This window comes from Streptomyces ortus (assembly GCF_026341275.1).
GTDB classification, from domain to species: domain Bacteria; phylum Actinomycetota; class Actinomycetes; order Streptomycetales; family Streptomycetaceae; genus Streptomyces; species Streptomyces ortus.
The window spans coordinates 3686157-3699215 of sequence record NZ_JAIFZO010000002.1; the positions used below are offsets into that span (position 1 = coordinate 3686157).

The window sequence follows — 13059 nt, forward strand, 5'->3', positions numbered from 1 at the left end:
GGCCGTTACAGCTGCGCGAGCACCGTGCGCAGGGCCCGGGCCACGGCCTCGCGGGATTCGTCCGACGGTTCGTCGGTCTCGAAGCCGTGGCGGCCGTGCGGCACGTCGATGATCTCGACCGGGGCCTTCGTCTCCTGTGCCGCGGTCACGAACTCCCCTACCGTGGCGGCGATCTGCGATGTCTCCAGGCCCGCCCGGGTGAGGACGACGGGCGGGAGCGTCCCGGCGGCGCCGCGGAGTGCGCCGACCGGGCGGAAGCGGGGACCGACCGCGCCCCAGCCCGGCAGCGGGGCCAGGATCGGGTAGGTGAGGGCCAGGCAGCGCAGCCACGGCGGCGGCGCGCCGAGCCAGTCGGCGGCGAGCAGTCCGGCACCGGAGAAGATCCACAGGGCGATGCGCTCCGCGTCCACCCTGGGGTCGGCCCGCAGCAGGCCGACGGCCTCGGTCACGTCGTCCGCCGCGCGCGCGTAGTCGGTGAGACCGTGCAGCCGGTGGTCGACGACGGCGCCCACCGCGCCGAGGCTCGCCGCGCAGCGGGCGTAGCCGAGGTAGAACGGCGAGTCGCGCGGCGCCGGGACGAGGTCAGGGGGCACGGGCCCGCCGTGCACGAACAGCACCGCGGGCCAGGGCCCCCGCGCCCCTCCCCCGCCTTCTCCACCGGCCCTTCCCTCTTCCGCTCCCGTTCGGGGCAGGTGGAGGTCCACCCGCCCGGTGCGCACCCGTGGGCACTCCGGGGCGTCGAGCGGAAAGGGCCGGGCGTACGAGGGCTCGTCCTCGGGTACGGTCAGCCGGCGCCCTTCGCCGGCCGCCGCGCGGAGCAGTACCCGGGCCAGTTCGTCCGGGCAGGAGAGCATCGGCCAGTGACCGGTGGCCAGTTCGAAGAAGCCCACCCTCGGGTCGGCCAGCTTCCGCAGATGCGGCGGGCCGGTGCGTACCAGCGCCTCGACCAGTTCCACGGTCGTCCCGCCGGCCGTGCACAGGATTCCGGTGGTGGGCACGGCCGCGGCGGCGCCGGTCAGTCGCAGGGGCTGCGTCAGCGTGCGCGCCGGCTGCGGGGCGGCCAGCCGGCTCAGCAGTTCCAGGTGGCGCGCCGACAGGCCGTCCGTGCTGCCCCACCGCTCCCACTGCGCCGGCTGCGGCGGCGGGAGCGGCCCGGGATCGCCGTTCGCGCCCAGCAGTTCGTGCGCCGACGGGTCCGGCACCAGGGCGAGCGCCGCGTCGCCGTCCTGCGGCATCCCGGCGTCGAGGTGCACGACCCGTGCGACCCGCTCCGGGCGGCGGTCCGCCGCGCCCAGGACGGGGTGGACGGCGTAGTCGTGGCCGACCAGCACCACCTCCTCCGGCGGGGCGGCGGAAGCGGACGGGCCGAGGGAATCGATCAGCCGGACCACGTCCTCGACGTGCGTCTCCAGATCGGCCTCGGGCTGCCTGCTCAACGACACCGGGTGCGCCTGGGCGCCCGACTCCCGCAGCCGTCCGACGACCTCGCTCCAGATCCGTCCGTCGGTGAACGGGCCCGAGACCAGGATGAACACGGACATCGATACCTCCAGGGGTGGGTTCGTCGCGTCCGCCCGGGCCGGCCGGGCGACGCCCTGGCTAACGTAGGAACTCCCCCTGAGGGAGGTTCAACCCTTGTCACCCGACGGCACGAGCGCCATGGATGGCCCGAGCGGCATCAACGGCACCAACAGCACCTTGAGCATCGGCGAGCTCGCCGCGCGGGCGCGGACCACGGTCAAGACCGTCCGCTTCTACTCCGACCGGGGCCTGCTGCCGGAGGTCTCGCGCAGCGGCGGCGGCCATCGGCGTTACGGTCCCGAGGCGCCGGAGCGGCTGCGCACGATCCGCGCGCTGCGCTCGCTCGGCGTGCCCGTCGCGGAGATCGGGCGGGTCCTCGAAAGCGGCGACACCCTGGAAGGCGTGGTAGCACGCAGGCTGGCCGATCTCGGCAGCGAACTCGCCGCCCTGCGCTGGCGCGAGGCCGCGCTGCGGGCGGTGCGCGACGGCGATCCGGCGCACCTCGCCGAGCGCCTGGAGCTGATCGGGGCGGTCGGTGTCCCGCCCAGCACGGCCGCCCTCGCGCACTACTGGCGCCGGGTCCTGCCGGTACGCCTCTCCGCCCGGCTGCGCGGCGCCGTCACCGAGGCGGCCGTCCCCGAGCCCCCGGCCGACCCGGCTCCGGAGCAGGTCCTCGCCTTCGCCCGTATCCACGCCCTGGCGACCGCCGCCACCGACCACTGTCTCGTGTCCCACCGGCCCGCCACCGCCGCGCACCCGGACCTGCTCTACGACGGTTTGCACGAGGCGTACCTCCTGGTGGCCGCCACTCTGCGGACCGACCGCGCCCCGGGGCCGGGTGAGGCACTGGACTGTTACGTCGCCGCCCACGCCCGCGATGCGGGTACCCGGGACAGCCCCGCTTTCCGCCGCGCCCTCACGGTTCGCCTCGCCGCGGCGGATCACCCGGTGATGGCCCGCTACTGGCATCTGGCGGCCCGGTTGACGCCCGGTCCGACCCTCGGCGGGGCGGACGGCTGGCTGCGTACGGCGTTGGAGGCGAGCGTGGCGGCGGCCTGATCCCCGCGCACGTCGTCGCACCACTTGGAGGGGCCGGTTCTGCGACGGGCTGGCCGCCGCGAACGCCAACTCCCTAAGATGTACATCCTGTTACGGATGCAGTTGGTGCCGATCGAGCCGGGGGAACCATGAACACCGACAGGCCGCTGTCCAAGAAGATCGACGCCACTGTCCCGACGGCCGCGCGCATGTACGACCACTATCTGGGCGGCAAGGACAACTACTCCGCGGACCGCGCGGCCTGCGAAGAGCTCGACAAGGTCGTGCCCAGCACCCGCCGGCTGGCCCTCAACAACCGGCGGTTCCTGCAGCGGGTGGTCAGGACACTGGCGACGGACTACGGGATCCGGCAGTTCCTGGACCACGGATCCGGCCTCCCCACCCAGGACAACGTGCACCAGGTCGCGCAGAGCATCGACCCGGACTCACGCGTGGTCTACGTCGACAACGACCCCATGGTGCTCGTCCACGGCCGGGCGCTGCTGGAGCAGAACGACGGCACGGCGGTCATCCACGCGGACATGCGCGACACCGACGAGATCTTCTCCCATCCCGAGACCCGGCGTCTGATCGACTTCTCGCAGCCGGTCGCCGCGCTGTTCAACTCGGTCTTCCACTGCATCCCCGACAGTGACACCGACGGCCCGCAGGCCGTGGTGGGGCGCGTCAGCGAGCGGCTCGCGCCCGGCAGCTTCATGGTGATCTGCCAACTGGTCAGCGCGGATGCCAAGGTCCGGGAGTTCGTCACCGACTTCATGGCTCAGGCGACACAGGGCCACTGGGGACGCGTACGCCAGGAGAAGGACGTGGCCGCGCTGTTCGACGGCATGGAGATCCTGGAGCCGGGGCTGGTGGAGGTCTCCACCTGGCGCCCCGACAGCGAGGTGCAGACGCGGCAGCTCTCCCAGGAGTGGATCGAGTTCGGCGGTCTTGGCCGGCTCCCGTAGCCGGTCGCGCGCGGGTCAGCCGGAGCCGTAGCGCTGCTCCCGCGTGGCCCGCAGCATCTCCAGGGAGTCACGCGGCGTCAGGGCCTCGTCGGCCAGCCGGTCGAGCGTGAGCCGGTACTCCTCGGTCTCGTCGCGGTCTTCGAGGAAGTGCGCGCTTCTGATGTGTTCCAGGTAGACGACGTCCGGCAGGTCGAGTCCGCCGAACCGCAGATAGGTGATCGGTATGGCGGGCGCCGAGGCGTTCGTGACGTCCAGGGGCACGATCTGCAGGACCACATGGGGCCGTTGGGCCATGTCGATCAGATGGGTGAGCTGCTCGCGCATGGCCTCCCGGCTGCCCAGTACCCGCAGCAGGACGGACTCGTCGATGACGGCCCACAGCTGCGGGGCGTCCTCGCGGTGCAGCAACTGGGCGCGTCGCATGCGCAGTTCGACCCTGCGGTGCACCTCGGCGGCCGGTACGTTCGGCAGGCCCCGTTCCACCACGGCCCGGGTGTAGGCCGGCGTCTGCAGCAGACCGGGCACGTACTGGATCTCGAAGGTCCGGATGGCCGCCGCCGCTTCCTGGAGGCCGACCAGCCGCTCGAACCACTCGGGCATGAGGCGCTTGTCGTACCGCTGCCACCAGCCCGGTTCGCCGGCCCGGCGCAGCAGCTTGAGGAGCACCGACCCTTCGTACTCGTCGGTGCCGTAGAGCTGGAGCAGGGCGCGCACGTCGGTCTCGGTCGGCGGCTTGCGGCCCTTGCCCGACTCGATGCGTGAGAGCTTGGCGCCGCTGAAGCCCAGGGAGCGCGCGGCCTGGTCCTGAGCGAGGCCGGCGTCCTCCCGGAATCCCGAGAGCTGGACGCCGACGAGCATCTTCAGCAGAGTCGGGGCCGGTTCGGAACGCTCCAGATAGGATTCGAGCCGTGCGACGCGAGGCGACTCGGCGACCATCTTCGACTCCCCCGCAAATCAGACACAAGGACGGCAACAGTATCGCACCGGACCGGGCCGCGTCCCATCCCCCTTCACAGGTCCGGGAGTTGGGACCAGTACCGGCGGCTCACAGCAGGTGGTCGAACTCACCGTCCTTGGCTCCCGCGAGGAAGGACGCCAGCTCCGCGGACGTGTAGACGAGCGCGGGCCCCTCGGGATCGCGGGAGTTGCGCACGGCGATGCCCCCGTCTATCCGGGCGACCTCCACGCAGTTCCCCTCGGCATTGCTGTGCCGGCTCTTGGTCCAGCTGACGTCCAGCGAACTGGCCTGTATCCCGTTCTCCACCTCAGGCACCGCTTCTCCCTGCTTTTCCCGTTGGCGTCCCGCACCGGGTGGGGCCGGTGGTGACCCGGCGGCCCTCGACCCAGCATCTTCGGCCAAACTTCACGCAATTTCGCGTGCAATTGCACACGACGGTGTTCAGTGTGGATAATAACTGCAGCGCCGACAACCCCAGCCAGGACCCCGCGTCCTGACGTCACATCAGGGAGATGACGTGTTGTCACCTGCGCGTCCAGAGCTTTCGCCGCAGCGGCCGACCGCATCGCCGGCGGGCTGCCTGGGCAGGTTCACCGGACTTCCGGCACGACCGCCTCTGACGGCCGGCGGGGCAGTCGTCCCGGAAGTCGCGCACCTCCGTGAACACCCGGGGCGCGGTACGTCACTTCGGACCTCCGCCGCGGACGGACCCGCCGCCCCCGCCATCGAACCGATACGACACGCCGGAAAGGCCTTACGCCATGCATAGCGTTCCGCCGCAGCAGCCGAGGACCGGACAGCGAGGACAGGAACTGGCCCGGACGGGGAAGGCGTCGACCACGCCACTGACCGCCATGGGCCACATCTCCTGGGGTGAGATGCGGGACTCCACCGGCTGCGCGACCGCCATCCCCCTGCTCCTCAGCAGTGTCGCCTGGGGTGACGAGGAGACCGCGGCGACGGCGCTCAAAGAACTGCGCGAACGCGTCTGCCAGTACGGCTTCGTCGTGGAACAGGCGACCGCCGCCACGGTCCCCTTCCTGTGGGAGCTCGCGCAGCTGCCCCAGGTGACCTGCCGGGCACGGATCCTGCACCTGCTCAAGAACATCGCCGACACCCGGCAGTGGGAGAGCATCGCGGACGCCTATCCGAAGCTGCTCAACCACCGCGAGAACCCGGCCGTGTGGGAGCGCGCGGCGCGGGAAGCCGTCCATGCCCATCAGGACGTGCTCGACGAACTCGTGTCGGAGGACGACACGGAGATCGCTCACGCCACGACGGAACTGGCGCGCACGCTGGGCCGACAGACCTGCTGAACGGGCGTCACGCCGGTCCGCTCAGATGCACTTACGATCCGCCTCGCGCCGCTGCCGCCAGTCCGGCGGGCCGGGGCGACCTGGACGAGGCGGGCGGGCGGCGCGCCACCACAGGTGTGGCCGCGGGCCCGCGACGTCCGCGGCCGTCAGGAGGACTCCACGGCCGCCTTGATGCGCCGGCCGAAAGCGGGGGCGTCCTTGCGCGCCGCGCCGCCCGCGAGGGGCAGCAGCAACGTGCCGATGCCGTGGCCCTCCAGCACGTTGAAGATACGGACGCGGGTCCCGCCGCCGGGCGTCGGTTCCAGGTCGTAACCGCCGTCGGTCGCGGTGATCAGGTTCCGTGACCGCTCGCTCCAGCGGATCCTGCCCGGCGCGACGAGTTCGGTGATCTCGAACTCCCGGCCCGTCTTCATTCCGGCGTCCTTCACCGTGCTGCGAAAGACCGTGCCGACCGCCGTCGGCCCGTCCGGCTTCTTCTCGATCCGCTGTACGCGCGGGCTGAACTTCGGGTCGTTCGTGCCGTCGGCGAGGAAGGCGAAGACCTCGTCGATCGGGCGGTCGATGTCGACAGTGGCCTCGAACTGGGTACCCATGGGCTCTCCCGGGGATGGCGGTGGCCGGCGGCAAGAGGCCGGACGCTGCCGGGGCCGCGGGTCCACACGTCAGAACAGGCGGGTCAACCATACGCCGCCGACGCCCGGCCCCGCAGGCACAACAGGACAGGCATGTCCTTGTCATTTCTCTGGACAGCCGCCGTACGCCGTGCTGTGATGCCGCAAGCCAACTTTCCAACGTTGTACAGCCTCTGTTCCGCGGGCCACGGCAGCCGTCGGTGGCCACTTCCTCTCCCCCAACAGGAAGCAGTGACATGCCGATCAACAGACGCCACCTGCTGCGCTCCGGCAGCCTCGCCCTCGGTGCGGGCGCCCCTCTGCTGACCAGCCGGCCCGTCGCCGCCGCATCCCGGGGGCCCGCCGCCGCGGTCGCCGACGTGGCCGCCGACGCCTTTCTCCGGCTGAAGCCCGGCAGCATCGTCCCGCGCGGCTGGCTGGCCGGTCAGCTGCGGCTCCAGCTGGACGGGCTCTGCGGCCGTCTCACCGAGAAGTCCCACTTCCTGGACTTCGCCACAAGCGGCTGGGTCCACCCCGAGAACAGCGCGTGGGAGGAACTGCCGTACTGGCTGCGCGGTTACGTGCCGCTGGCCGTCGCCACCCGCGACACCGCCGCGCTGGACCGGGCGCGGCGCTGGATCGACGCGATTCTCGCCACCCAGCAGAGCGACGGCTTCTTCGGGCCGCGCGCACTGCGGACCGCGCTCAACGGCGGCCCCGACTTCTGGCCCTTCCTTCCCCTCCTCCAGGCGCTCCGCAGCTTCCAGGAGTTCACCGGCGACACCCGTGTGGTCCCCTTCCTCACCCGGTTCCTGCGGTACATGAACACACAGGGCAAGGGCGCCTTCGACACGAGCTGGGTGTCGCTGCGGTGGGGCGACTGCATGGACATCGCCCTGTGGCTGTACCGCCGGACGCCCGAGCCCTTCCTCCTCGACCTGGTCGACAAGATGCACACCTGGGGTGCCGACTGGACCGGTGCGCCGCCGAACGTCCACAACGTCAACATCGCGCAGGGTTTCCGCGAACCGGCGCAGTACGCGCAACGCTCCGGTTCGGCGGAGCACACCCGCGCCAGCTATCGCACGTACACCGAACTCCTCGCGGAACACGGCCAGTTCGCCGGTGGTGGGTTCGCGGGCGACGAGAACATCCGGCCCGGTTTCGACGATCCACGGCAGGGCTTCGAGACCTGCGGTGTCGTCGAGTTCATGGCCAGCCACGAGCTGCTCACGCGGGTCACCGGAGATCCGCTCTGGGCCGACCGGTGCGAGGAGCTGGCCTTCAACATGCTGCCCGCGACCCTGGACCCCGAGGGCAAGGGCGTGCACTACGTGACCAGCGCCAACAGCATCGACCTGGACAACTCCCGCAAGACACACGGGCAGTTCCAGAACGGCTTCGCCATGCAGTCCTTCCAGCCCGGCATCGACCAGTACCGCTGCTGCCCGCACAACTACGGCATGGGATGGCCCTACTTCGCCGAGGAACTCTGGCTGGGCACCCCGGACGGCGGCCTCGCCGCGGCCATGTACGCGGCGTGCCAGGTCACGACGGAGGTGGCCGGGGGCACAGCGGTCACCGTCACGGAGACCACGGACTACCCGTTCGGCGAGAGCGTCGAGTTCGTCGTCTCGACCCGGCGTTCCGTCCGCTTCCCCCTGCTGCTGCGGATACCGGGCTGGTGCGCGGCGCCCCGGCTCCAGGTCAACGGGAAGAGCGTGCCCGCTCGGAGCGGACCGGCTTTCGTACGCGTGGAACGCACCTGGGCCGACGGTGACCGGGTCTCCCTGCGGCTGCCGCAGAGCACGACCGTGCACACCTGGCCCGGGAACCGGGACTCGGTCGGAGTGAGCCACGGACCGCTCGCCTACGCGCTGCGCATCGGTGAGAGATACGTCCGCTACGGCGGCGACACGGTCTTCCCCGAGTACGAGGTCCATGCCACGACCCCCTGGAACTACGGCCTGGTGCCCGGCGGGGAGCTGGTGGTGCACCGCGCCGCGGGGCCGGTCGCCGCGAATCCGTTCACGCAGTCGGCGACCCCCCTGTCCATCACCGCCGACGCGCGCCGGGTCCCCGAGTGGATCGCCGACGACGAGCACGTGGTGGCTCCGCTGCAGCAGAGCCCGGCCCGGTCGGCGGGTGCGGTGAAGCAGGTCACGCTGATCCCCATGGGCGCGGCCCGGCTCCGCATCGCGTCCTTTCCGACCGCCTCCCCCGACGGCACGCCCTGGCGGCCCGAGGCCCCGTACCGGCGGATCCGTAACAAGCACAGTGGGAAGGTGCTCGCCGTGGACGGCATGTCCACCGAGAACAGCGCCCATGTGGTGCAGTTCGACAACTCGGGCACCGGGGACCACGCCTGGCAGGTCCTGGACCGGAGCGAGGGGTGGTCCCTGATCCGCAACGGCCACAGTGGGAAGGTCCTGGGCGTGGACCTCATGTCGACGCAGAACAGCGCGCACGTCGTCCAGTTCGAGGACAACGGCACCGACGACCACCTGTGGCAGTTCGTCGACGCGGGCAGCGGCTGGTTCCTGATCCGCAACAAACACAGCGGGAAGGTCCTCGGGGTGGACGGCATGTCCACTCAGAACAGCGCCCATGTCGTCCAATTCGAGGACAACGGCACCGACGACCACCTGTGGCAGTTCGCCTGAACGGCGCCCCGGCGATTCCGAGCGATTCGAAAGAGAACCGCTCGGCTCCGCGCGCCGTCTTGATGGTCGAAGCGGACCTGCTACGAGAGACAACTCGTGGGGCCGCTGCGACACATGAGTGTTCACAGGAAAGGCTGTCGAAGTGGTGTTAGTGGATCAGAGGGCGAGACGAGTCAGCTCGATCGCGGGAGCGACGCTGGCGGCGGTCGTGGCTCTCGGCGGATGTTCGGGCGACACGGACCCCTCCCCGGAGAAGAAGCCGACCGCGAGCGGCTCGCCCGCGGCCGACAAGAAGAAGCCGGACTCGGACGCCTCGGCCTCGTCCCCGGCTTCGGCCGCCGACCGGTCCACCGCCGAGGGAGCTGTCGCCGCGTGGGTCACCGCGGTCGTCAAACAGCAGCCCGAGGAGGCCTGCCTGGTGATGGCGGAACCGGCCAAGGGCTCGACGCCCGCCAAGGTCGGCAGTGCGGAGACCTGCGGCGACGGCGCGCCCGACCGCAAGCAGATCGACGCGACCGTCAAGCAGCTCGGTGAGTCGTTCACACCCAAGCCGCCCTCCGCGGACCCGAAGGTGGAGGTTGCCAAGGCTCCGGCCGGCGGCGACACCGCCGAGTTCCCCGCCGACAAGATCACTGTCGACGGCCAGACCCTCGAAAAGATCGTCCTGTCCCACTCCACCGGAGTGACGGCGGACCAGTTGGACATCAAGGTGCAGTCCAGCAGGATCGAGGACTCCTGGTACGTGACGAACCTGGACTTCGACATCGGTTAGGACACCGGACGGGACCCGTCCGGGATCCGTCCGGCCGACCGTGCGCCCGCCGTCCGCCCCATGTCCGCGTCTCTCGCCGCGGGCATGGGGCGGACGTGTCCGGCAGGCGGGCGACTACGCGATGGGCGATGCGGGAAGGTCGCTTCTGGAGAACTGCCCTTCGGAGAAGGAGCACAGGATGGACAACCGGCCCGAAGACATCCCGGAGCGGCCCGAACCACACGCGTCGCCTCCGCCCGGCTCCACCACCGCGAGTGGCAGCACGGCCACCGGCGACTCCTCGGCGATGCCGATGGCACCTGTGGCACCTGTGGCACCTGTGGCACCTGTGGCACCGGGGGTTCCGTACCAGAGCACGCAGCCCACGGGCGGCTACGGGCCCCCTCCCGCGCATCCCCCGACCCAGCAGTACCCGTACGGGCCACCGCCGGGGTCTCCCCCGCCGGCCGGCGGCAAGGGCGGCGCGGGGCGCGCGGTGCTGTGGGCGGCGGTGGGCGCGGTCGTCGCCTCAGCCCTGTGGGCCGGCGGGCTCCTCCTCCTCGGTCCGTTCGACGGCGACCCGGATCTGGCGGGGTACCGGGCCAGGGCCAACCTCTGCTCCTCGGTCGACTACGACTCGCTCAGAACCGAGTACACCGAGGAGGACAGCGCCCCCACGCACAACGCGCTGAAGCACGAGGCCATCGATCAGAGCTACTGCAGCATCTCCCTCAAGACGTCCTCGACCTCCTCGTACGCGGATGCTTACCTCTCCGTGCAGATGGATCTCCACAAGGAGACCGACCCCTCCGCCGAGTTCACCGGTCTGTGGTCCGAGTACGGCCAGCGGTACGACGACTACGACGTGGCGAAGGTCTCCGGGTTCGGCGACGAGGCCTATCTGGTGACCGAGGACACCACAACGGGCTCGGGGGCCGGCGGCAGCCGGGCAGTGATTCTCGCGGTGCGCGACGGCTGGATGACGTACCAGATGAGCTGGAACGTCTACACGACCTCCTACGAGACGAACACACCGCCCGAGATCGGCGAGGTCTCGCGCTGGGTGAAGTCCGACACCCGGTCGACGCTGGAGAACCTCCGCTCGGACTGACCGGACGGCGTGCGCCTCTCCAGGCGCGGGAGAGCACGCCCCCCTTCATCCCTCCGATTCATCCCTCCGACCGGGAGGGGCGGGCCGGGTCCGTCCACCCGGCCGACTGCGGCATGAACCTGTTCCCGGCCGCGTGGGCCGCCATACGGGCGTTACGGGTCCTGACCTCGGGGCCGTCCGGCAGGTGGAACTCCTCGCCCGCCCGCGCGGCCCCGGCCTGCACGCCCGTGGCGGTCGCCAGCCGCCTGCGCACGTACCGGTCGAGGGCGTCCGGCACCTCGGCCGGCGTCGCGTCCGTGAGTACGTCGCCGAGCACGGCCGCGTCCATGACGGCCTGGGCCGCTCCCTGGGCCAGGAAGGGCACCATCGCGTGGGCGCTGTCGCCCAGCAGGGTCACGCGTCCGACGTTCCACCGCTCCAACGGGGCTCTGGTGTAGATGCCGTAGCGGAGCATCCGCCCGGCACGTTCCAGGACGTCCCGCACCCGGACGTCCCATCCCGCGAACTCGGCCAGCTGCTGCCCCGGTTCGGCCCGCGCGGTCCACGACTCCCGCGTCCGTTCCGCCTCGTCCGCCGTGTGCACGGCCACCACGTTGAGCAGTTCCCCGCGACGTACCCAGTAGTGGACGAAGTGGCGGCCCGGCCCCATCCAGACGGCGAGTTCCGGCAGGTCCAGGTCGGCCACCCGGTCGGCCGGGAGCAGCGCCCGGTAGGCGGCGGTCTTCGAGAAGAGTGCCTGGTCCGGGCCGAAGAGCCACTGGCGGGCCGCGGACCGTATGCCGTCGGCCGCCACGACCAGATCGGCGCTGAGGCGCTCGCCGCTCGCCGTGGTGACCTGGGCGGCCGTGTCGTCCTGGTCGATTCCGGCGACCGCGGTGCCCAGGCGCACCGACGCGGACGGCACCGCGGCGGCCAGCGCCCCGTGCAGATCGGCGCGGTGGAGGAGGAGGTAGGGCGCCCCGAACTCGTCCTCCACCTCGTGTCCCAGTCGGTAGCGGCAGACGTCGGTCCCGTCGGACCAGGTGCGGAAGCACACCTCGGCGGGGTGGTACGCCCGTGCGGCGACCTCGTCCAGCAGGCCCAGCCGCCGCAGTACGCGCGTGGCGTTGGGTGCGAGCTGGATCCCGGCGCCGATCTCGGTGAACCGCGGTGTCTGCTCGATCAGGGTCACCTCGTGGCCGGCCCGGCGCAGGCTCAGCGTCGCCGCCAGTCCGCCGATCCCCGCTCCGACGACGATCGCCCTCACGCCAGACCCCCACCTCGGCCCACTCGCACAGGATGCGCGAAGTGGCCTCATTCAAGCGGCAGTTGACCGGCCGTCATAGTGCGAAACTCGTTGGACATCGCATCGGCCGGCGGCGACCGTTGACGGAATGCAGCAGACAGAGATCTGGAACGCGGCCACCGCGCGGGGCTACGACACACCCGGTACCGGCATGTTCGCACCCGAGACGCTGGGGCCGACCGTGGACCGTCTGGCCCGTCTCGCGGGGGAAGGGGCCGCTCTTGAGTTCGCCATCGGCACCGGCCGGGTGGCCGTCCCGCTCGCCGGGCGCGGGGTCCCGGTCACCGGTGTCGAGCTGTCACCTCCGATGGTGGAGCAACTGCGCACCAAGGCCGACGAGGCGACGATCCCCGTGGTCATGGGGGACATGGCGACCACGGTCGCACCGGGCGAGTACAGCCTGGTCTACCTCGTGTACAACACGATCTCGAACCTGCTGACCCAGGCCGGGCAGGTCGAGTGCTTCCGCAACGCCGCCCGCCATCTCACACCTGGCGGCCGGTTCGTGATCGAGCTGTGGGTACCGGAGTTGCGCAAGCTCCCGCCGGGGCAGACGGCCACCGTCTGGCAGTCCGACCCGGACTACATCGGCCTGGACACGTACGACGTCCTGCGTCAGCACGTCGTCTCGCACCACTTCCGGTTCGACGAGAGCGAGCGGGCGCAGCTGTTCCGCAGCCCGCACCGTTACATCTGGCCGGCCGAACTCGACCTGATGGCTCAACTGGCGGGTTTCGAGCTGGAGTCGAGGCACGCGGACTGGGACGGTACGGAGTTCACCGCCGATTCGCGCTCGCATGTCTCGGTCTACCGCCTCCCGCCGTCCCGGTAGCCGCC

Annotated in this window: 12 protein-coding genes; 7 read left to right on the forward strand and 5 right to left on the reverse strand. The window is 71.1% G+C overall.

All coding sequences use genetic code 11. The features are described from left to right. Window positions 1–5: 5 nt before the first annotated feature. A complete protein-coding gene (locus K3769_RS19560) occupies window positions 6–1541 on the reverse strand; it encodes an alpha/beta hydrolase (RefSeq protein WP_267027697.1) in 1536 nt (511 codons plus the stop codon). A gap of 94 nt (window positions 1542–1635) precedes the next feature. Between K3769_RS19560 and K3769_RS19565 the strand changes: the two genes are divergently transcribed. Both K3769_RS19565 and K3769_RS19570 read left to right on the forward strand, forming a co-directional pair. After that, a complete protein-coding gene (locus K3769_RS19565; RefSeq protein WP_308216371.1) occupies window positions 1636–2580 on the forward strand; it encodes a helix-turn-helix domain-containing protein in 945 nt (314 codons plus the stop codon). Between the two features lie 128 nt (window positions 2581–2708). Further along, window positions 2709–3527, forward strand: a complete 819-nt coding sequence (locus K3769_RS19570) for an SAM-dependent methyltransferase (protein WP_267027698.1) — start codon at window positions 2709–2711, stop codon at window positions 3525–3527. Between the two features lie 15 nt (window positions 3528–3542). Here K3769_RS19570 and K3769_RS19575 read toward each other — a convergent pair whose 3' ends face one another. Together K3769_RS19575 and K3769_RS19580 are read right to left on the reverse strand one after the other, a co-directional pair. After that, entirely contained in the window at window positions 3543–4463 is a 921-nt protein-coding gene (locus tag K3769_RS19575; RefSeq protein WP_267027699.1) for a helix-turn-helix domain-containing protein, read from the reverse strand. Between the two features lie 109 nt (window positions 4464–4572). Next, complete coding sequence (locus tag K3769_RS19580) at window positions 4573–4800, reverse strand: DUF397 domain-containing protein (protein ID WP_267027700.1); 228 nt, start codon at window positions 4798–4800, stop codon at window positions 4573–4575. Between the two features lie 446 nt (window positions 4801–5246). On the opposite strand from K3769_RS19580, the gene K3769_RS19585 reads away from it, so the two are divergent. Next, window positions 5247–5801, forward strand: a complete 555-nt coding sequence (locus tag K3769_RS19585; RefSeq protein ID WP_267027701.1) for a hypothetical protein — start codon at window positions 5247–5249, stop codon at window positions 5799–5801. Between the two features lie 146 nt (window positions 5802–5947). Here the strand turns inward: K3769_RS19585 and K3769_RS19590 are convergent, their stop codons facing one another. Beyond that, window positions 5948–6394, reverse strand: coding sequence for an SRPBCC family protein (locus tag K3769_RS19590; RefSeq protein WP_267027702.1), 447 nt, complete (start codon window positions 6392–6394; stop codon window positions 5948–5950). Between the two features lie 275 nt (window positions 6395–6669). Here K3769_RS19590 and K3769_RS19595 point away from each other — a divergent pair, with 275 nt between their 5' ends. The 3 genes from K3769_RS19595 to K3769_RS19605 all read left to right on the forward strand — a co-directional run bounded on the left by K3769_RS19595 (window position 6670) and on the right by K3769_RS19605 (window position 10937). After that, window positions 6670–9075, forward strand: a complete 2406-nt coding sequence (locus K3769_RS19595) for a beta-L-arabinofuranosidase domain-containing protein (protein ID WP_267027703.1) — start codon at window positions 6670–6672, stop codon at window positions 9073–9075. Window positions 9076–9283: 208 nt separating this feature from the next. Continuing rightward, window positions 9284–9847 (forward strand): hypothetical protein, encoded by a 564-nt coding sequence (locus K3769_RS19600; RefSeq protein WP_267027704.1) that lies wholly within the window; start codon window positions 9284–9286, stop codon window positions 9845–9847. A gap of 178 nt (window positions 9848–10025) precedes the next feature. Then, window positions 10026–10937 carry a hypothetical protein gene (locus K3769_RS19605; protein ID WP_267027705.1) on the forward strand — a complete coding sequence of 304 codons (912 nt, stop codon included), beginning with the start codon at window positions 10026–10028 and terminating at the stop codon, window positions 10935–10937. Window positions 10938–10995: 58 nt separating this feature from the next. Here K3769_RS19605 and K3769_RS19610 read toward each other — a convergent pair whose 3' ends face one another. Further along, on the reverse strand, window positions 10996–12183 hold the full coding sequence (locus K3769_RS19610; protein ID WP_267027706.1) for an FAD-dependent monooxygenase: 1188 nt from the start codon (window positions 12181–12183) through the stop codon (window positions 10996–10998). 127 nt (window positions 12184–12310) lie between these two features. Between K3769_RS19610 and K3769_RS19615 the strand changes: the two genes are divergently transcribed. Further along, on the forward strand, window positions 12311–13054 hold the full coding sequence (locus tag K3769_RS19615) for a class I SAM-dependent methyltransferase (RefSeq protein WP_267027707.1): 744 nt from the start codon (window positions 12311–12313) through the stop codon (window positions 13052–13054). Window positions 13055–13059: the final 5 nt, after the last annotated feature.

Excerpts from the sequence above, each read along its gene's own strand:
- K3769_RS19560 (WP_267027697.1), bottom strand. The coding sequence starts at position 1,541 with ATGTCCGTGTTCATCCTGGTCTCGGGCCCGTTCACCGACGGACGGATC.
- K3769_RS19570 (WP_267027698.1), top strand. The coding sequence starts at position 2,709 with ATGAACACCGACAGGCCGCTGTCCAAGAAGATCGACGCCACTGTCCCG.
- K3769_RS19575 (WP_267027699.1), bottom strand. The coding sequence starts at position 4,463 with ATGGTCGCCGAGTCGCCTCGCGTCGCACGGCTCGAATCCTATCTGGAG.
- K3769_RS19585 (WP_267027701.1), top strand. The coding sequence starts at position 5,247 with ATGCATAGCGTTCCGCCGCAGCAGCCGAGGACCGGACAGCGAGGACAG.
- K3769_RS19590 (WP_267027702.1), bottom strand. The coding sequence starts at position 6,394 with ATGGGTACCCAGTTCGAGGCCACTGTCGACATCGACCGCCCGATCGAC.
- K3769_RS19595 (WP_267027703.1), top strand. The coding sequence starts at position 6,670 with ATGCCGATCAACAGACGCCACCTGCTGCGCTCCGGCAGCCTCGCCCTC.
- K3769_RS19605 (WP_267027705.1), top strand. The coding sequence starts at position 10,026 with ATGGACAACCGGCCCGAAGACATCCCGGAGCGGCCCGAACCACACGCG.
- K3769_RS19615 (WP_267027707.1), top strand. The coding sequence starts at position 12,311 with ATGCAGCAGACAGAGATCTGGAACGCGGCCACCGCGCGGGGCTACGAC.